This is a genomic window from Syntrophotalea acetylenica (assembly GCF_001888165.1).
Classification (GTDB): Bacteria; Desulfobacterota; Desulfuromonadia; order Desulfuromonadales; family Syntrophotaleaceae; genus Syntrophotalea; species Syntrophotalea acetylenica.
Map to the genome: position 1 here is coordinate 992,025 of NZ_CP015455.1, position 20,223 is coordinate 1,012,247.

Below are 20,223 nucleotides of genomic sequence, written 5' to 3' on the forward strand. Positions count from 1 at the left end.
AACCAAATTTATGAAAATTGTACGCGATATTGATGAATTGAGGAGCCCGATCAAAAATGCCGTTGTCACGATCGGCAACTTCGATGGCATTCATCTGGGGCATCGGGAAATTTTCCGGCGTGTCGTATCCCGCAGCCGTCAGACCGGCGGGACGTCCGTTGTGTATACCTTTGTGCCGCATCCGTTGAAGATACTGGCTCCGGACCGTGCCCCGGCTCTGATCAATACCTACGCCGAAAAAGAGCTCCTGATCGAGGCATCCTGCATCGATGTGCTGATTTGCGCACCCTTCACCCGCGAATTGGCCGACTTGCCCGCCCATCGTTTCGTCCGGGAACTTCTGGTGGACAAGGTCGGTGTCACGCATCTGGTGGTCGGCTACGATTATCTGTTCGGCAAAGGCCGGTCCGGCGATATCCACCTGCTGCGGCGCATGGGGGAGTATCTCGGATTTTCCGTGGAGGTCCTCGAACCCATCGCCACCGGCGGAGAGGTTTACAGCTCGACCCGGGTGCGGGAAATGATCCGGCAGGGCAGCGTTGCCGAAGTGGTCCAGGTCCTCGGCCGCCACTACACCTTCGAAGGCAGGGTGGTGCATGGTTTCGGCCGCGGTTCCCAACTGGGCTTTCCCACCGCCAACCTCAAGACCGACAAGGAGCTGATGCCGCCCGCCGGTGTCTACGCCGTCAAGGTCAAGCGTGGTGACCGCCTCTACGACGGAGTCATGAATCTGGGACAGAATCCGACCTTCGGGGCCGCCGGTTACTTCATCGAAGCGCATATTCTCGATTTTAGCGGGGATCTTTACGGCAACGATCTTCGGGTCTATTTCGTGGAAAGGCTGCGGGAGGAAAAACGCTTCGCCGGGCCACAGGCTCTGAGGGAGGCTATTCAGGAGGATATCCGCAAGGCCCGCCAGATTCTGTCGGCATCGAAAATCGTCGAATACCAGGAATATCTCGATTGCGGTAAGCGGGCAGGGGAGGAACAGGCATGATGATCCGCGGAACCACCCGGGTGTTCGGCATATTCGGCCATCCGGTGGACCATTCCCTGTCGCCGCTGATGCACAATGCAGCTTTTCGCGCCCTGGGCATGGATGCCGTGTACGTGCCGTTTGCCGTTGCGCCGGTCCGGCTGGGGGAAGCGGTGGCCGCCCTGCGGGCCCTGCGCATAGCGGGTGTGAACGTCACCATTCCACACAAGGAAACGGTCCTTGCCTATCTCGATGAGGTGGATGCCGCGGCGCGCCTGATCGGCGCCGTCAATACCGTGCATAACCGGGACGGGTATCTTGTCGGTTATAACACCGACGGGACAGGTCTTATAAGGTCACTGGCCGCCGACCTGGCATTCGATCCCGCGGGCAAGCGCGTGCTGCTGCTCGGGGCCGGCGGTGCGAGCCGCGCCGCTCTGGTCGCTCTGGCTGAAACCGGCGCGGCATGGATCGGCGTCGCCAACCGCACCCGCCCCAAAGCCGAGAATCTCGTCGCCGAATTCAGGGATCATTTTCCGGGAACGGATTTTGCTGTGCTGGATCTTGCCGCTTCGGCACTGGCGGCCGTCTGCCCCTCGGTCAACCTGTTGCTGAACGGCACGTCCATCGGACTCAAGGGCGAGGTTTTCGATGCGCTGCCCTGGCAGCAGCTCAATCGCGCGGCGGTGGTGTGCGATATTGTTTACCGCAGCCCCGACACGCCGCTGGTGATGACGGCCCGTTCGCGAGGGCACCGCGCCACCGGCGGTCTGGGCATGCTCATCGCCCAGGGGGAGGCCGCGTTTCGCATCTGGACCGGGCAGGAGCCTCCCGCCGGGGTGATGCGGCAGGCGCTGGCCCGGTAAAACAATTTTTTAATGTGTTCTTGACTTGTTGTCGCCCTTCATCTAACCTGCGGGACGATTATTGCTGTTCTGTAATTTTCCCGATTTCTCCACCTGTAAATATCCAGATTCATCGGCTGTTTGAAAGTCTGATCAGAGGATTTTTTCATGACAAGTAACCGTCTTGGCGAATTGCTGGTTCGCAACGATCTGATAAATGCCCAGCAATTGAACCAGGCATTGGACGACCAGAAGCTCAACGGGGGCCGGCTCGGTACCTGTCTGGTGCGCCTCGGTTTCGTCAAGGAGGAAGAACTCTCCGCGTTTTTGTCCAAGCAGTACGGCGTCCCTTCCATCAACCTCAACGATTTCGAGATCGAGGCGGATGTCATCCGGCATGTCCCCGCCGATATTGCCCAGAAATACCAGATCGTTCCGGTAAACCGGGCGGGTTCGACCCTGATCGTCGCCATGAACGATCCGTCCAACCTGTTCGCCATCGACGATCTGAAGTTCATGACCGGCTTCAACATCGAGGTGGTGGTCGCCACCGAGTCGGCGATCAAGGCGGCGATCGACAAATATTACGACCAGAGCGCCACCTTTGCCGATGTCATGGACGACCTGGAGGACATCGACATCGAGGTCGTCGACGAGGACGACAGCGTCGATGTCCATGCCCTTGAAAAAGCCACGGAGGACGCGCCGGTCGTCAAACTGGTCAATCTCATCCTGACCGATGCCATCAAGAAAAAAGCCTCCGATATCCATATCGAACCCTACGAAAAATCCTTTCGGGTGCGCTATCGCATCGACGGGGTGCTGTACGAGGTTATGAAACCGCCCATGAAACTGCGCGCCGCGATTACCTCGCGCATCAAGATCATGGCCGAAATGGATATCGCCGAGCGCCGCCTGCCGCAGGATGGCCGCATCAAGATCAAGCTGCCCGGCGGCAAGGACATGGACTACCGGGTCAGCTGCCTGCCGACCCTGTTCGGCGAGAAAATCGTCTGCCGCTTGCTGGACAAATCCAATCTGCAGCTGGACATGACCAAACTGGGCTATGACGAACAGCCGCTGGAATGGTTCAAGGAAGCCATTCACAAGCCTTTCGGCATGGTCCTGGTCACCGGGCCGACCGGTTCGGGCAAGACGGTATCGCTTTATTCGGCTCTTGCCGAGCTCAACGACAGCACTCTCAATATTTCCACCGCGGAGGACCCGGTCGAATTCAACTTCGCCGGCATCAACCAGGTGCACATGCACGAGGAGATCGGTCTTAACTTCGCCTCCGCCCTGCGCTCCTTTCTGCGCCAGGATCCGGATATCATCATGATCGGCGAGATTCGCGACTTCGAAACCGCCGAGATCGGCATCAAGGCCGCTCTCACCGGCCACATGGTGCTCTCGACGCTGCATACCAACGACGCGCCCAGCACCATCAGCCGCCTGCTGAACATGGGGATCGAACCGTTCCTGGTGGCTTCCGCCGTCAACCTGATTACCGCCCAGCGCCTGGGACGCCGTGTCTGCAAGGAATGCAAGGAGATCGAGGAGGTCCCGAAACAGGCCCTCATCGACGCAGGCGTGGCGCCAGACGAGGTCGACGACTACATCTGTTACCGCGGCGTGGGCTGCGGTGTCTGCAACAACACCGGCTACAAGGGCCGCGTCGGCATTTATCAGGTTATGCCCATGTTCGAGGAAATCCGGGAGCTGATCCTGGCGGGGGCCAACACCGCCGAGATCAAGCGCGAGTCGATGCGCCTCGGCGTCAAGACCATGCGCCAATCGGCTCTGCTCAAGCTCAAGGAAGGCGTCACCTCCTTCGAGGAGGTGCTGCGCTGCACCGTGTCGGATGATTAGCGCTGAGCGCTGAGGGGGCGTTGTTTCCGGAGGAATGTTTTTTGCTTGCGTATTGCATTATGACGACAGGGGAGGTTGGTTTCAGATATGCAGGAATCGGAACAGCAAGTCAAAGTCGGGGTTCGTGAGCTGTTGAAGACCATGGTCGAGATGGGGGCTTCCGACCTTCATATCACCACCGGCGCACCCCCCCAGGTTCGGGTTGACGGACAGGTCACGGGGTTGAAGTTTCCCCCCCTGCAGCCGGCCGAAACCAAGCAGTTGTGCTACAGCATTCTCACCGATGCGCAGAAGCGCAAATTCGAGGAGGAAAACGAACTCGACCTGTCTTTCGGGGTCAAGGGGCTGGCCCGCTTCCGTGGCAACATATTCCTGCAGCGCGGAGCGCTGGCCGCGGCTTTCCGGATGATCCCCTACAAGTTCCGCAGTTTCGAGGAACTCGGCCTGCCGCCGGTGGTAAAAGATCTGTCGCGCAAGCCCCGCGGCCTCATTCTGGTGACCGGCCCGACCGGCAGCGGCAAATCGACCACCCTGGCGTCCATCATCGACGCTATCAACGAGGAACGTCGCGAGCACATTATCACCATCGAAGATCCCATCGAATATATTCATCCGCATAAAAACTGCCTGGTCAACCAGCGCGAGGTGGGATCCGATACCCATTCCTTCAAAAAGGCCCTGAAATACATCCTGCGTCAGGATCCCGACGTGGTGCTGCTCGGCGAGCTGCGCGACCTGGAGACCATCGAGGCCGCCCTGACCATCGCCGAAACCGGCCATCTGTGCTTTGCCACGCTGCATACCAACTCCTGCGTGCAGACCATCAACCGTATTGTCGACGTGTTCCCGACCAACCAGCAGTCCCAGGTGCGCACCCAGCTGTCCTTCGTGCTGGAAGGCGTTCTGTCGCAGAACCTGCTGCCGCGACTGGGAGGGCCCGGCCGGGCGCTGGCGCTGGAGGTCATGGTGCCCAACACCGCCATCCGGGCCTTGATCCGCGACGACAAGATTCACCAGATCTACTCGCAGATGCAGATGGGGCAGGACCGCTACGGCATGCAGACCATGAACCAGTCCTTGTTCATGCTGGCGCATCGCAAGATGATATCCGTCGAGACGGCGCTGTTGCGCTCGCCCGAGCCGGACGAACTCAAACAGATGATGGCCAACCCGGCAGCGGTCCTCAAGCGGCAGGTGCGGGTCGGCCAATAATTGTTTTTCGCGTAATACGATGTTTTTTCGATGATGATGTGACCGCTGTCTTCCACCTTGTTCCAGCGTTATGGTGTCCGCTACCGGACCGGTTCGAGGCGATCAGTGCTTCACGTCAGATCATTCCAGGGAGGTAACCGTGGCCAAGTTTGCGTGGGAAGGAAAAACCCGCGGCGGCGAAGTCCAGAAGGGGGAGATGGAAGCGCCCAGCGAGGCGGCCGTCGGTTCCCAGTTGCGGCGTCAGGGCATCATGCCCAGCAAGATCAGGCAACGAGGCAAGGGGCTTGATGTCGAAATAAAGATCCCCGGCATGGGTGGCAAGGTAAGCACCAAGGATCTGGTGGTCTTCACCCGCCAGTTCGCGACCATGATCGATGCCGGCCTGGCCCTTGTTCAATGCCTGGATATTCTGGGGCGTCAGCAGGAAAACAAAGTGATGAAAAAGGTGCTGATCGACGTCAAGGAAAGTGTCGAGTCGGGATCCACCTTTGCCGATGCCCTGAAAAAGCACCCCAAAGTCTTCGATGAGCTGTTCGCCAACCTGGTGGCGGCGGGGGAGGTCGGCGGCATTCTCGATACCATCCTCAACCGTCTCGCCGCCTATCTGGAAAAAGCGCACAAACTCAAGAAAAAAGTCAAAAGCGCCATGACCTATCCGGCCACGGTCGTCGGCATCGCCGTCATCGTCATCGGCGTCATCATGGTGTTTGTCATCCCTTCCTTTGAAAAAATGTTCGCCGATTTCGGCAGCGCGCTGCCGGCGCCCACCCAGGTGGTCATCAATCTGAGCAACTTCATACGGAGCTGGATTTTTGCCATCATCGGCGCCGTCATGCTGTTCATTTTTCTGTTCAAACGCTTTTACGCGACCCCCAAGGGCCGCGCGCTGGTCGATGCGTACGCCCTCAAGGTGCCGGTTTTCGGCACCCTGATTCGCAAAGTCGCGGTGGCCAAGTTCTCGCGGACGCTGGGCACCATGATATCCAGCGGCGTGCCGATCCTGGACGGCCTCGATATCGTCGCCAAAACGGCCGGCAACAAAACCGTCGAGGAGGCCATCTACAAGGTGCGCAGAAGCATCAGCGAGGGCAAGACCATTGCCGAACCTCTGGAAAAGACCGGGGTGTTTCCGCCCATGGTGTGCCAGATGATCGCGGTCGGCGAGCAGTCCGGTTCGATCGACAGCATGCTTAACAAGATCGCCGATTTTTACGATGATGAAGTCGATGACGCAGTCGGCAATCTCACCGCCATGATGGAGCCGATGCTCATGTTGTTTCTGGGCACCACGGTCGGTGGCCTGGTTATCGCCATGTACCTGCCGATCTTCAAAATCGCCGGTACCGTCGGCGGCTGACAGGGATACTTGTTCCGCATGTCACCACAAGCCGTTTCCCGAATGACGCCGAGGCTGATGCACTGGTTTCTCGGCGTGCGCGTGCTGGTCATCGGCCTGTTTCTGGGCGGCGCCATAGTGTTTCAGCACAAAGGCAGCACTGGCTATCTTTGGGTAGAGTTGCGCTGCCTTTATCTGTTGGTGGCGGCGGCTTATGCGCAGACCCTCGTGTCCCTGCTGCTGGTCAGGATGTTCGGTCCGGCGCGGTGGCTGGCGCAGCTGCAGATCGGACTGGATCTGCTGTTTGCCACGGCGCTGATTCACATTACCGGCGGCATCGAAAGCTTTTTCGCTTCTTTTTACATCCTCATAATTCTCAGCGGGGTGTTGCTGCTATCCCGCCGGGACGTTCTGATTGTCGCCTCGGCCGCCGCCATCCTGTACGGGGGGCTGATCAACCTGCAGTATTACCGGTTTATCCCGCCGGTTCCGGGATTGGCGCTGCCCCTGGAAATCAGCGGGGTGGAAACCCTGTACAAGCTGTTTATCAACATCAGCGCCTTTTTGCTGGTAGGGCTTCTCGGCGGCCTGCTGGTCAGCCGCCTGCGGCTCAGCGAACATGACCGCCAGAAAATCACCATCGATTACGAGGAACTCGAAAGGCTCAACCGGGCGATTCTGGCGAATATGACCAGCGGTCTGATCATCGTCGACCGCCAACTTTGCATACGTTCCATGAATGCCGCTGCCGAGGATATGCTTTGCGTGGTCTTCGAACATGCCTATCACACACAGTTGTCCCGTTATTTTCCTGATGTGACGCTGTTGCAGGATGGGCAGTTTCAGGTCGTGTCCCGGGGCGAGGGGTGGCTTGTCGACGGCATGGGCAACCGGCGCCCGATCGGCTTCAATACCTCGGTGCTGACCGATCCCGCACAGGCTGTTGACGGCTTGCTGATCACCTTTCAGGACCTGACCAATCTGAAGGAGATGGAGGAGCGCCTCAAACGCACCGATCGCCTGGCCGCGGTGGGTCAGCTTGCCGCCGGCCTGGCTCATGAGATACGCAATCCCCTCGCTTCCATCAGCGGTTCCGTGCAGCTGCTTCGTGAAAATGAAGCGCTGAGTCCGGAAGACCGCCACCTGATGAATATCGTGGTGCGCGAGGCCGACCGGCTTAACGGCCTGCTGAAGGAATTCCTCCTGTTCGCGCGGCCTTCGCCACCGCATCAGATCTGGTTCAAGGCCAGCACACTGATTGGCGAGCTTGCCGACCTGTGTACTGCGGACGGGCGTTTTGCCGCGCTGGAAATCCAGCAGAACAGCCCCCCCGGCGCCATGATTTACGGCGACAGGAACCAGTTGCAGCAGGCGGTATGGAACCTTCTCATCAATGCCGCCGAAGCGATGCCCGAAGGCGGGCGCCTGGAGCTGGCCTATCGGCCGCTGACGCGGCAGCTGGTGGTTACCGATTCCGGTCCGGGGGTTTCCGAAGCGTTGCGCCAGAAAATATACGACCCCTTCTTTACAACCAAGGATCACGGCACCGGTCTGGGGCTGGCCACCGTGCACAGCATCGTCGAAGCGCATGGCGGCACCCTCGAGCATCAGCCCGGCATCGATGGTGGCGCCACATTCCTGATCAGCCTGCCGGTTTGAAAAAGCGGTGTTTTCGGCAGGCGGGGCATGCCGGCGCCCGAAGGCAACAAAGGGCTTTTTTTATGGCGTAGTCTGCGTTAATCTGTGACCGGCCTTGACGTAAAATGGCGTTTGCTGATGGCAGCCTCCATCGGAGAAAAGGATGGCATCCCCTTTGGACAAAACAACCATGGACACTGGGCAGAAAAATCGGCATCGCATTCTCGTCGTCGACGACGAAGAGGGCATGCGTGATTACCTTGCAATTCTGCTGCGGCGGGATGGTTATCAGGTTGAAGTCGCGTCCGACGGCCAACAGGCTGTCACGCAGCTCAAGGACCAGGCTTACGATCTGATCATCAGCGATATCAAAATGCCGAGACTTGACGGTTTCGGCGTTCTCGACTATGTCAACGAGCGCTGCCCCGGCACCGCCATCATCATGATTACCGCCTTTTCCACCACGGAGCAGGCGGTCGACGCCATGAAAAAGGGCGCCTACGACTACATCACCAAGCCCTTTAAAAACGAAGAGATCCGCCTGATTGTCGAAAACGCGCTGGAGCGCATCGATCTGCGCCGCGAAAATCAGCATCTCAAAAAAGCGCTGGGCACCAGGTTCTCCTTCTCCAATATCATCGGCAAAAGCAAGCTGATGCAGGAAGTCTATTCCCTGATCGAAAAGGTTGCCGCCAGCAAGGTCAACGTCCTGATCACCGGGGAAAGCGGCACCGGCAAGGAGCTGGTGGCCAAGGCCATCCACTACAACAGCGAACGGCGCGATCAGCCTTTCATCGCCATCAATTGCGGCGCTATCCCGGAAAACCTGCTGGAGAGCGAACTGTTCGGGTACGAAAAGGGCGCTTTTACCGGCGCGGTTCAGCAAAAGCAGGGCCTGTTCGAAGTCGCCGATGGCGGTACCTTGTTCCTCGATGAAATCGCCGAACTGCCGCCGATGATGCAGGTCAAGCTGCTGCGCGTGCTGCAGGAGCACGAATTTCGCCGGGTCGGGGGCACCCGCAACCTGAAAGTGGATGTGCGGCTGGTGGCGGCTACCAACAAGAACCTGGGCGACGCGGTGTCGGGCGGAAGTTTCCGGGAAGATTTGTTTTACCGGCTCAATGTCATCCAGATCGGCTTGCCACCATTGCGCGAGCGGCGCGAGGATATCCCGCTGCTGGTCGAGCATTTTCTGGAAAAACTGTGTAAAGCCGAAACCATGCAGGTTCCGGATGGCGTCATGCGCCGGTTGCTGGATTACAACTGGCCCGGCAATATCCGGGAACTAGAAAACACCATCGAGCGATGCCTGGTTCTCGGCAGGGGCGGGTCGATCTGCGAAAGCTGCCTTCCCGCGCATATTGCCGGCAGTAGCGAGGGCTTCTCCGAGACCCGGTTCCTGTTGCCGGATGGGGGATTCGATCTGGACGCCCATCTTGGCGCCATCGAAAAGGAAATCCTGCTGCAGGCCCTCGAACGCACCGGCGGCATCCGCAAGCGGGCCGCCGAGCTGCTGGGCATCACCTTTCGCTCCATCCGCTACCGGCTGGCCAAGTTCGGTATCGAAGTCGAAGGCGACGATTAGCCCGCACAAGGTTTTTCATGGCCGGCCAGGGCAAATTATGTTATATCGGGGTGACAAAAAATGTCGTGAAAAGGTGTGATACCCGCTTACTATTTTGAAATCTATTGAATATAAAGAACAAATTGTTTTGGCATGTTGTGTGCTTTGCAATATGACCATGACATCTCGCGCAGTCTCAAGGCTGCATTCTAACCCCGAAAGGAGAATAGGTATGTTGGAGAAGTTCCGTAAATCACAAAAGGGTTTCACCCTGATCGAACTGCTGATCGTCGTCGCGATCATTGGTATTCTGGCCGCGATTGCGATTCCGCAGTTCGCCGCGTATCGAACCCGAGCGTTTAATAGTGCCGCGCAGAGTGATCTGCGCAACTTCAAGACTTCCATGGAAGCGAATTTCTCGGATGAGCAAGCATATGAAGAGACCTTCACTGAAATTTAATCCGATGATTAAAAGGGACGATTATCTTACCGTATAAAGGAGAAAAAAGATGAAGAAACTCTTTGTTGCGCTGTTATCGGCGTCATTGGTGTCGTTTGCTGGTTTTGCACATGCGGATGCTGTAATTCGCGGTGGCACTGGTGATACCGCTGTTCAAGCGTTTAATATCGGCACTGAAGCTTTCCGTCTCTCCAGTAACGTTCAACTTAATATTAATGCATCTTCCTCGGACTATGCGGTTGTTTCCGGGCATCTTCAGGGCGACACGCAATATGGGTCCTCCAGTCGTCGCAACACTATCATGCAAGTAGCTAAAACAAAAGGTGATTTCAGTGACCTGGTAACACCAACGGACGCGACTACGATTGGTGGTTTATTTGCTGATCTTGAAGGAACAGTTGGTGACGAGGAAGGTGGCACTGGCGATGGCACTGGCGATGGCACTGGCGATGAAGGTTAGCATTAATTTACTTCGACAGTGTTAGGCTGGTATGCGTAGTTTGCGAAAGGGTTGGCTTGGGTCAGCCCTTTTGCTTGTTTTTTGGGAGAGGACATATGGGGCGTTTTGCGTGGACTACAATGCTTGGTTTTTGGCGCGACCGCTTGTTTCTTGGTCTGCTGGCCTTATCGGTCGCCCTGTCGCTGGCCCCGGTAGTTGGCATGCTTTCCATGCGGCAGGTTACGGAGTTGACTATGACTCTGTGTCTTTCCTTGTCTTCTCTGTTGCTGTTGCTGCTGGCTGTATTTGGCGGCACAACCGTGCTGTGGCGTGATTTTGAAAGGCGCTATGCGCAAAGCGTTTTGACCCTCCCTGTGCGGCGCTGGCAGGTTTTGCTAGGCAAGTTTCTCGGCGTCGCCTTGTTTTTGGCTGGTGTCGCGCTGGCACTGGCCCTAGTCAGTGCTGGCTGCATCCTGTTTGCAACCTCCATTTATCCGCCCGATCGACCTGTGGTTTGGGGTCTTTTTGTTGCAGCCATGGTTTTTGATACGCTCAAATACATTCTTTTGGCCGCTATTGGTGTGTTGTTCTCTTCCGTCAGTACCAACTTATTTTTGCCTATCTTCGGCACGGTGATTCTATACCTGGTTGGCACCGCCACGCAGGATGTTTACGAATATCTTTCGGGGCCCCTGGCCGAGACCGTTACGCCCGCAGTAGGACATATAGTCCGTTTTTTGTACTATTTTCTACCTAATCTGAAGGCTTTTGATCTCAAACTGAATGCTATTTATGGATTGGCTTTCACCCCATTTGAAGGGGTAATGGTGATGGGTTATTTTATTGGCTACATTTCCGTGGTGTTGGGACTGGCATTGGTGGCGTTCAACCGCCGGGAATTTTTGTGATGTGTGTGCGCGGTTTTCTGCTACCCATTAGCGGATTGCTGATCCTTCTGCTTTTGACGCCGCCCATGTCCCGATACATGGCCCAACGGCCGTCGTCCTCTCGTATTGGCAGTGTGCCCCACTACCAAGTGCTGCGCTATGCAGCTCTGGATCACCGACCTTTGGTCGGCGCGTATTACATGCTCAAGGCGCTTAATTATTTCGGTGGGCAGACCCTTGCCGGATCTCCCGATAAGATTGACTATCTTGGCATTTATCAGGCCATTGAAGCCGCTTTGCGGCTGGATCCTTACAATATGGATGCCTATTATTTTTCCCAGGCCATTTTGGTTTGGGATCTTAGGGAGATCAAGCTTGCAAATTCAATTCTTGAATATGGTATGAGACATCGCACCTGGGATCCCTTTTTACCTTTCTCCGCAGGCTTCAATTATTCTTATTTTCTTGAGGATTATAAGTTAGCTGCTCACTACTATAATCGTGGCGCGAAAATATCCGGTTCATCCCTGATGACCAGTTTGACCAGCCGCTTTTTGTATGAAAACGGTCAAACAAAGTTGGCGATCATATATCTACAGACCCTGTTGCCTCAGCTTACGAATGAGGCGTTACGCCAGAGTAGTCAGCGCCGCCTTGAGGCATTGCAGGCCATTGATTGCATTGAGAGTGCATTGAAGCAATATCAAAAAGTGCACGGCGCGGAGCTGGTTCCAGGCGATCTTGATGACCTTGTGTCATCTGGACTGCTTTCAAGTTTGCCTGATGACCCTTATGGGGGGCGTTTTTTTCTGGATGAAAAGGGAAGGGTACGTACTACCAGCAATTTAGCCACGCATAAGCGGTCTCGGCAATAGGTGGTCTATGAGACCTAGGCGGTCATACATTGGGTGGCTGCTTTTATGTTCAGGGAGAGGGAGGCGATGTGCAAGGGGCTATAGCAATTCAAAATCTGTGCAAAACTTATCGCGGAAAACGGGGTAAGCGTGTTACTGCCCTGGCTGATTTGAATCTGCAGGTCGAAGTCGGACAGGTTTTTGGCTTTCTGGGGCCTAACGGTGCAGGCAAAAGCACCACCATAAAATTGCTTCTGGACCTCATTCGTCCAACCTCCGGGGTATGTCGTCTGTTCGGTGCCGATTCGCGCGACCCCGCTACTCGGCAGAGGATTGGCTATCTTCCTGAGAATCCATCATTTTACGACTATCTTTCAGCTGAAGAGTATTTGTCCTTCGTTGGCAGTGCTTTTCGTCTGGATCGTTCTATAATGGCTGCGCGTAAGGGAGAAGTATTAAAACAGTTGGGTCTTTGGGATGTCCGAAAAAGAGCCATTCGAACCTACAGCAAGGGTATGGTTCAGCGCCTCGGTATTGCTCAAGCCCTGCTTCACGATCCGGATCTCTTGATTTTTGATGAGCCTATGAGTGGGCTTGATCCTTTAGGACGAGCCCTTGTCAAAAGCGTAATTAGGGAATTGCGCCAGTTAGGCAAAACTGTATTTTTCAGTACTCATATCACTGCCGATGTCGAGGCGGTATGCGACCGGGTTGGAATACTTGTTGGTGGGCATTTGCGGGTAGTCACCGATGTAAATAAAATTCTGACCAGGGGGCTACAAGGCTACGTTGTTGAAGTCATCACAGACGGAGGCGCTGTCTCGATAGCGGAGGTTGGGAAGGATGACCTTCAAAAGGAATTGAATCGTTTTTGGAGTGAAGGCTCGCGTATAGAACGCATCGAACCCATTCGCCCTGATATGGAAAGCTATTTCCTGAGTGTTGTTCAGCAAGTCGAGGCGCCATGATTAGAGTCAAAAATCGCTAAAAAATTTAGGACTCCCCCTGTGCCATCGCCTTTTGGTCTGACGGTGATAGGTACTCGTTTTCATATCAGTGCTCTCGCGCCTACTTATTTTGAAGAGATCTATGTGACAACGGCCAGCAACATCATCACTAACATTCCTGCCGTCAAAGTCGATGTGTCTCGTACAACTGACAACTGACAACTGACAAAAGGCCTGCAATGTCGATCACTTTTCTCAATACGGTCATTTTTATCTTCGGTGCGGTCATCGGTTCCTTCCTCAACGTCTGCATCTTTCGCATCCCGGCCGGTGTTTCCATCGTAAAGCCGGCATCCCGCTGCCCTGTCTGCGAGTCTCCCATCCGCTGGTATCAGAACATCCCCATTCTCAGCTATCTGGTGCTGGGTGGGCGCTGTGCCCGATGCCAACACAGCATTTCCTGGCGCTATCCCCTTGTCGAGGCGCTGACCGGGCTGCTGTTCCTGCTGGTTTTCAGAAGTTTCGGCATGATGTGGGCTACGCCGGTGTACTGGGTGCTGGTTGCGGCGCTGGTCGCCATCTCCTTCATCGACCTCGATCATCAGATCATCCCCGATGTTATCAGTCTGCCCGGGGTCCCGGCCGGTTTTCTGCTGACGTTTCTGGTGCCGTGGCTGTCCTGGAAGGATTCTTTGCTGGGGATTCTGATCGGTGGAGGAAGTCTGGCCTGCGTGGCGTGGATCTATTATCTTGTGACCCGGAACGAGGGCATGGGCATGGGGGATGTCAAGCTGCTGGCAATGCTCGGCGCCTTTATGGGATGGAAGGCTATTTTGCCGATTATTTTCATTGGTTCCGTGATCGGCTCTCTTGTCGGTGTACCGCTGATGCTCATCAAGCGTGCCGATGGTAAATTGGCGATTCCCTTCGGCCCTTTTTTGTCCCTGGGGGCCATCGTCTTCCTGTTGTGGGGGGCGGATCTCATAAACTGGTACCTGTCTTTTTTGCCAAGATAGTTTTCATCCGGAAACGGCCCTTTTCCGCCGTGGCGGCGTCAATCCGCAGGCTTGCTTGTGCGGCGTACCGATGTACGCCTCCGCGCAACCCCTTGATTTCCTTGCCACAACGAAAAATTGCTCGTTTCCCATATGAAAACTATCTTGTATCCATCCGGAGTTTCCGGATGGATACAAGATAGTTTTCGTTTGGCCCCTCCCTTGCCATCGGTGGCGGCATCGAACTGCGGGCTTGTTTGCGCGGCCTACCGATGTACGTCTCCGCGCAACGCCCTGGTTTTTATGCCACATCGAAAAACGGCTCGTTTCTCATCTGAAAACTGCGCTGTCCTTTGAACTGCGCTGTTTCAAATGCTTCGTCCAAAATCTTGGGTGAATTCCGGGTATTTTGCACACCATCTAGTGTTTATCCTAACTGTTTGAATTTAAATGGTTATAAAGTTGTTTCTTTTGTTGACTATTTTTTAATGTTCCATATAATTGGGTGCACTTGTAATTAATTTTATTAATTTTTATTGACTGGCAGGTCGTTCCTTTTACAATCACGCAAGGTATCCTGATGCGTTTCTGCTGATGACAAAGACGGAGTTGCCGGATGAGGTTCAATTTTTCTGCTGATCCGGGGCTGATTAATTGTCTCGATTACCCGGTTTCCGGTGCGTCAAGGTTTTTCCCTTCATCATGTGGCACATTTGTTGCTCAAACAGTCACTCGATTGCTTGAAATTTAAACTTTTGAGTTGAGGTCGATCGATGTTCTTCTTGAATAAAAAAGATATTGTTGGCGTGGATATCGGGTCTCACTCCATTAAACTGGTGCAATTGCGCAGGGAGAAAAGCGGTTGGCATCTGGTCAATCTCGGCATGGCCCAACTGCCGCCCGAAACCATTGTCGACAATACCATTATGGATTCCGGCGCGGTGGTGGAGTGTCTACGGAATCTGGCGGAAAGCCAAGGCCTCAAGACAAAAAATGTCGCTTCGGCTGTTTCGGGAAATTCCGTCATTATAAGAAAGATCAAAATGCCCACCATGACGGAGGTCGAGGCCGAAGCCGCCATCGAGTGGGAGGCGGAGCAGTATATCCCTTTTGAAATTGCGGAAGTGAATCTCGATTTTCAGATCCTCGGGCCGGATTCCCAGGATCCCTCCAATATGGATGTGGTGCTGGTGGCCGCCAAGAAAGATTTCGTCAATGAATACGTAGCGGTCTTCGATGAGGCCGGTTTTTCGCCACTGATTATGGATATTGACTGTTTTGCGTTGGAAAATGCCTACCAGGCCAATTATGATCAGGACGAGGAGGTGGTGGCCCTGGTGAATGTGGGGGCTTCGTCCATGAACATCAATATATTGAAGAACGGCACCTCGGTGTTTACCCGCGATATTCAGATAGGGGGCAATACCTTTAACCAGGAAATTCAGAAAAAACTGGGTCTCACCGGTCTCGAGGCGGAGAAAGTAAAACTGGGCGCCTCCTTGCCGGATGTCGATTCAGCCGATATCGATAACGTTTTGAAGGAGACCATGGATCATCTTTCGCAGGAGATTCAGAGGTCTCTTGATTTTTATTCCGCCACATCGTCCGACGACAGGATTCAGAGGGTATATCTCTCCGGCGGGGTGGCGAAAACTGCGGGGTGTGTCGAAAGTCTTCAGCAGCGCCTGGGAGTTGACGTCGAGTTGCTGGATCCTTTTCGCCAGATTCATGTTGACGAAAAACATTTTGACATGGAATTCATTCATGCTGTCAGTCCTTTCTTTGCGTTGGGGGTGGGGCTGGCCACAAGGAGGTTGGGCGATAAATGATCCGCATTAATTTATTGCCGGTCAGAGAGGCACAGAAGCGCGCCAGAATTTTTACCCAGCTGGCAGTCGGCATCGCTGTCCTTGCCGTGACCGTGCTGGCGTGCGCCGGTCTCTATTTTGCCAAGGCGGCCCAGATCTCCCATAAAAAGGAGGATATCCGGACCGCGCAGCAGGAGATCAATCGCCTGAAGAAGGCGATTGGCGAAGTCGCTGACTTCAAAAAGAAGCAGGCCGAGCTGCAGGGCAAGCTGGATGTGCTGAACGATCTGAAGGCAAAGAAAAGTGGTCCGGTGCATCTGCTTGACGATCTCAGCAAAGTGCTGCCCTCCAAATTGTGGATCGAGTCCTTCAAGGAGTCCGGAGGCAAGATCAGCATCGATGGCGTGGGGCTGAATGAGGAGATGGTTGCCACTTTCCTGCGGGATCTGGAGGCGTCACCCTATTACAGAAATGTTGAACTGAAGGTGACCAAACAGACCAAAAAGAAGGATCTCAAGCTTCAGCAGTTTTCCATATCCTGTCAGGTTGAGACGCCACCAAGACTCGAAACGAAATAGGGGAATGAGATAATGGCCCTGGGGTTGGAAAAAATATCCAAGCTGAAACTCTATCAGCAACTGATTGTTTTGGGTGTCATTGTCCTGCTGGTTGCCGCGGCGTTTGTTTTCGGCGTTTATCGCCCTATGCTGCAGGAACTGAAGGACCTTGACAATGAATATGCCCGAGTGGAATCCAAACTGCTGGAAGATCAACGAATCGCCAGCAACCTTCCTGCTTTTCGGGCGGAATTTGAAAAGCTGCAGGCGCAACTCAATGAAGCTCTGGCCGAACTGCCCAATCAGAAGGAGATCCCATCGCTGCTGACCAGCATAGCCGGTCTCGCCCGCGAGGAAGGCCTGGAGGTTTTGAGTTTCAAGCCCAAGGCGGAGCAGGTCAAGGGTTTTTACGCCGAGGTGCCCGTGGATCTGGAACTGCAGGGAGCCTATCATGAAGTTGCCATGTTCTTTTACAAAATAGGCAACCTTGCGCGTATCGTCAACATCAACAACCTTTACATGGACAAGGCCAGAATGGCGGCAGGGCGCAATGTCCTTTCCATCAAATGTCTTGCGACCACTTTCAGGTTTGTAGAGAACGCTCCGGAGCCTGGTAATCGGAAAGGAAAGAAAAGAAAATGAGTTTCCGCCGGTTTTTGTCAGTAGGGCTGCTTTGCTGTGCCTGGTTGGTTCTCGCTTTTGGCTGCCAGTCGAAGGAACAGACGGTTGACAAGCCCGTTGCGAAACAGGCCGTCAAAAAAAAGGTGGCCAGGAATGACATCGCCAGGCCTGGCGAAAAAATGCCATCGGAGGGATCCGCGCAGGAGCCTTATGTTTACAGTCCAGCCGGGCGCCGGGATCCCTTTATTGCCTTGCTCGAGGTCAAAAAAGCTATTCCTGTTGACGAAGGGCCCTTGACGCCTCTGCAGACCTTTGAAGTGGGACAACTGAGGCTCGCCGGAGTCGTGGTCGGACATGCCAGGCCGATCGCCATGGTTATGGTGCCGGGAGGAAAGTCCTACATCGTCAAAAAGGGGGATAAGGTCGGCAAGAATCATGGAACCGTCATCGCTATAAATGAACAAGGGGTTCTGGTAAGAGAGAGGTTTTATGATTTTGCCGGAGACATCCGGGAAAACGTTCAGCAGATCCCACTTCCCAAGCGGTCAGGAGTCGAATGATATGTACGCACGCGCGGAAAATTTAATCATTACAGGAGTGTGGCTGGCATTGTTCGGATTGTGTTTTGCCGGCCTGGCTGTCGCCGCCCAGCCTAACAGGGTTCAGAATGTGGTGCTGGATGGCAATGACGTGGTTATCGAAACCATGTTGCCGGTCGATGGGGAGTATGCCGTTTACGATTCAGTCGATCCGACGCGGATCGTCATCGATTTCTCCAAAGTGGCGATCGAAAATTCCGCTTTCCCGCCCCTGCCGGATTCTCACCCCTTCGTTCGTTCGTTTCGTGCTTCGTCCTTCGATTTGAGTTCCGGGCGGATGGGGCGCATCGAAATTCTGCTCGCGCAAGCTGCGGAGTACGATGTCGAATCCTTGAACAACGGTCTGCGGTTGCGTTTCCGTGGTGCCAAGGCCGTCTCCGACCCAGGCAGCAATATGCCTCTGGATGCAAGTGGTGACAGCCCGGCGGCCGCTGCTGATGATCCCGTCGTGGAAGTTCCCGAAGTGCTGGCTCCAGCATCGGTGATTGGCGCCGTGCAGGTTTCCGATGGCAGGGTAGCTCTGGTCGCTGACGGCGAAATTACCAATATCAAACATTTTTACCTCACCAATCCGACGCGTTTTGTTGTGGATGTCCATCAGATCAGGCCCGGGTTCGATCAACGTGCCTACGCTCTTTCGGGTGGATTTTCCAAACTTCGCGTTGGGGTTGAAAAAGACAAGCTGCGTTTTGTTTTTGATGCGGATAAAGGCGTTCGCCCGGAAGCCAGGCTTCTCAACCAGGGCAACGTGGTGCAGATCCAGTGGGGCAACGCGCCCACCGACGCGCCCCCAGTCAAACCTGTGGCGGAGGCGCCCGCACCTCTCAAGCGGGTCGAGATCAGCGCTGTTGAATTCCGCAGCAACCAGGGGCAATCGATTCTGACCGTCGCTCTTTCAGGACCGGCCAAAATTTATGCCCCTGAAAGACATGGCGAAATTGTCCGGTTCGGCGTCGGGAACGCAACCATCAGTCGCTCGCTGCGGCGCTCCATTGATGCTTCCGCTTTTCCGAGCGCGGTGCGGTTGGTGACTCCTTATCTTACGCGCAAAGATAACCGGCAGGATGTCTGGTTCGCCGTGGAATTCAAGGGGCAGGTGCCTTACGCTTTGCGGCAGGATGGCAATCGTCTGCTGTTTGTGGTTGATGATGGGCCGTATGCGGAGGCCGCACCCAGGTCTTTGGATAAACAGGTCATTCCCGTTGTTTCCGCCGGTCCCCTGCCCGCGCCGCAGGTTGGGGTTGAAATCCCGACGATCGAGAACGATGCCTTTGATTCGGAAATTGCCCCGGGTTATTTGCCCCGCTCCGTTGTCAGCCTGGCTGCTCCGGCGGGCAAGCCCCGCTATACCGGTCAGAAGGTAAGTCTAGCCTTTGATGACGCCAATATCAGGAACATTCTTCAGTTGATCGCGGAGGTAAGCAATCTCAACATCATTGCCAGTGACGATGTCAAGGGGACCATTACCCTGCGGTTGGTCGAAGTTCCCTGGGATCAGGCCCTGGACCTCATCATGGACATCAAGGACCTCGGCATGTTGCGCGAGGGCAATGTCGTGCGGGTGATGCCCCGTGAAAAAATCCGGCAGATGCAGGAAGAGCGGTTCAAGGCGGCCCGCACCAAGGAGGAACTGGAGGATCTGGTCACGGAAACCATGATAGTCAGTTACAGTGACATCAAAACCGTGGCCGAGCAACTGGCCAAACGCAAGACGGACCGTGGCAAGATCATCGAGGATACGCGCAACAAGAGGATTATCGTCACGGATATCCCCTCGGTGGTTGCGGAAATCAGGAACCTGGTCGCCTTGCTCGATGTTCCCGTAAAACAGGTGCTTATCGAAGCGCGTATCGTTGAAGCCAGCGCCACCTTTGCCCGGGATCTTGGCGTCAAGTGGGGCGCCTCCTACTCCAACGATCCCAGCGTCGCCGGCAATGACGGCAGCATAGGCCTCGGAGGCAGTTACCTGCTGGCCCCGCCTACCGTCGGTGATGTAGCTTCCGCCGCAGGGCTTGCCAGTGGTTTGACCTTTGGCCGGGTGGGATTGGACAAAGCGGTTCTCGATCTGCGTATTTCCGCTCTGGAAAGCTCCGGACAGGGACGCATCATTTCCACGCCTCGTGTCACCACCATCAATGGCGAGGAAGCCGAAATATCGCAAGGCACCGAGATCCCCTACCAGTCCCTTGGCAGTGACGGCATGGCCAAGACCGAGTTTAAAAAAGCCGAGTTGAGTCTCAAGGTGACGCCCGAGATCAATCCCGATGGCAGCGTGATTCTGGAGATCGAGGCCAAAAACGACTCGCGTGGCGCTGCGGTCGTTACCGGTTCCGGATCTGCCATTGCCATCGATACCAAAAAGGCGGAAACGACGGTTCTGGTCAAGGACGGCGAAACAACGGTCATTGGCGGCATTTTCATTCAGGACAAACAGGAAAGCGAGGATGGTGTGCCGTTTCTCAGAAGCGTTCCCATTCTCGGGCATCTGTTCAAGTCCAGGTCGGTCAGCGAAGAGCGCCGCGAACTGCTGGTGTTTATCACGCCGCGCATTTTAGACTAGCCAAAAACGCTCTAATTCGCTATTCTCTCCATCGTAAAAAACTAAAGGACAGGTGT

Annotated in this window: 18 protein-coding genes; all 18 read left to right on the forward strand. The window is 55.1% G+C overall.

The window, feature by feature from the left end; all coding sequences use genetic code 11:
- Positions 1–10: 10 nt before the first annotated feature.
- Positions 11–997, forward strand: coding sequence for a bifunctional riboflavin kinase/FAD synthetase (locus A6070_RS04485; RefSeq protein ID WP_072287246.1), 987 nt, complete (start codon positions 11–13; stop codon positions 995–997).
- Positions 994–1,842: a shikimate dehydrogenase gene (locus A6070_RS04490; protein ID WP_072287247.1), complete on the forward strand. Its 849-nt coding sequence runs from the start codon at positions 994–996 to the stop codon at positions 1,840–1,842. Before A6070_RS04485 ends, A6070_RS04490 begins: the two co-directional genes overlap by 4 nt.
- A gap of 147 nt (positions 1,843–1,989) precedes the next feature.
- Complete coding sequence (pilB, locus tag A6070_RS04495) at positions 1,990–3,690, forward strand: type IV-A pilus assembly ATPase PilB (RefSeq protein WP_072287248.1); 1,701 nt, start codon at positions 1,990–1,992, stop codon at positions 3,688–3,690.
- 87 nt (positions 3,691–3,777) lie between these two features.
- On the forward strand, positions 3,778–4,902 hold the full coding sequence (locus A6070_RS04500; RefSeq protein ID WP_072501973.1) for a type IV pilus twitching motility protein PilT: 1,125 nt from the start codon (positions 3,778–3,780) through the stop codon (positions 4,900–4,902).
- A gap of 139 nt (positions 4,903–5,041) precedes the next feature.
- Positions 5,042–6,259 carry a type II secretion system F family protein gene (locus A6070_RS04505; protein WP_072287249.1) on the forward strand — a complete coding sequence of 406 codons (1,218 nt, stop codon included), beginning with the start codon at positions 5,042–5,044 and terminating at the stop codon, positions 6,257–6,259.
- An 18-nt stretch (positions 6,260–6,277) separates the two neighbouring features.
- Entirely contained in the window at positions 6,278–7,897 is a 1,620-nt protein-coding gene (locus A6070_RS04510; protein WP_083558733.1) for a two-component system sensor histidine kinase NtrB, read from the forward strand.
- Positions 7,898–8,039: 142 nt separating this feature from the next.
- Positions 8,040–9,461 carry a sigma-54-dependent transcriptional regulator gene (locus A6070_RS04515; RefSeq protein WP_235605407.1) on the forward strand — a complete coding sequence of 474 codons (1,422 nt, stop codon included), beginning with the start codon at positions 8,040–8,042 and terminating at the stop codon, positions 9,459–9,461.
- Between the two features lie 211 nt (positions 9,462–9,672).
- Positions 9,673–9,900, forward strand: coding sequence for a type IV pilin protein (locus tag A6070_RS16310; RefSeq protein ID WP_072287251.1), 228 nt, complete (start codon positions 9,673–9,675; stop codon positions 9,898–9,900).
- Positions 9,901–9,949: 49 nt separating this feature from the next.
- On the forward strand, positions 9,950–10,360 hold the full coding sequence (locus A6070_RS04525; protein WP_072287252.1) for a hypothetical protein: 411 nt from the start codon (positions 9,950–9,952) through the stop codon (positions 10,358–10,360).
- 95 nt (positions 10,361–10,455) lie between these two features.
- A complete protein-coding gene (locus A6070_RS04530) occupies positions 10,456–11,247 on the forward strand; it encodes an ABC transporter permease subunit (RefSeq protein WP_072287253.1) in 792 nt (263 codons plus the stop codon).
- Complete coding sequence (locus A6070_RS04535; protein WP_145926418.1) at positions 11,244–12,101, forward strand: hypothetical protein; 858 nt, start codon at positions 11,244–11,246, stop codon at positions 12,099–12,101. Before A6070_RS04530 ends, A6070_RS04535 begins: the two co-directional genes overlap by 4 nt.
- 68 nt (positions 12,102–12,169) lie before the next feature.
- Complete coding sequence (locus tag A6070_RS04540; RefSeq protein ID WP_145926419.1) at positions 12,170–13,048, forward strand: ABC transporter ATP-binding protein; 879 nt, start codon at positions 12,170–12,172, stop codon at positions 13,046–13,048.
- A gap of 218 nt (positions 13,049–13,266) precedes the next feature.
- Positions 13,267–14,043: a prepilin peptidase gene (locus tag A6070_RS04545; RefSeq protein WP_072287255.1), complete on the forward strand. Its 777-nt coding sequence runs from the start codon at positions 13,267–13,269 to the stop codon at positions 14,041–14,043.
- A gap of 752 nt (positions 14,044–14,795) precedes the next feature.
- Positions 14,796–15,851 (forward strand): type IV pilus assembly protein PilM, encoded by a 1,056-nt coding sequence (gene pilM, locus A6070_RS04550; RefSeq protein ID WP_072287256.1) that lies wholly within the window; start codon positions 14,796–14,798, stop codon positions 15,849–15,851.
- Positions 15,848–16,408, forward strand: a complete 561-nt coding sequence (locus A6070_RS04555) for a PilN domain-containing protein (protein WP_072287257.1) — start codon at positions 15,848–15,850, stop codon at positions 16,406–16,408. Before pilM ends, A6070_RS04555 begins: the two co-directional genes overlap by 4 nt.
- A 12-nt stretch (positions 16,409–16,420) precedes the next feature.
- Positions 16,421–17,029, forward strand: coding sequence for a type IV pilus inner membrane component PilO (locus A6070_RS04560; protein ID WP_072287258.1), 609 nt, complete (start codon positions 16,421–16,423; stop codon positions 17,027–17,029).
- Complete coding sequence (locus A6070_RS04565; protein ID WP_072287259.1) at positions 17,026–17,568, forward strand: pilus assembly protein PilP; 543 nt, start codon at positions 17,026–17,028, stop codon at positions 17,566–17,568. The genes A6070_RS04560 and A6070_RS04565 overlap by 4 nt, the downstream gene beginning before the upstream one ends.
- A gap of 1 nt (position 17,569) precedes the next feature.
- Positions 17,570–20,167 (forward strand): type IV pilus secretin family protein, encoded by a 2,598-nt coding sequence (gene pilQ, locus A6070_RS04570; RefSeq protein WP_072287260.1) that lies wholly within the window; start codon positions 17,570–17,572, stop codon positions 20,165–20,167.
- Positions 20,168–20,223: the final 56 nt, after the last annotated feature.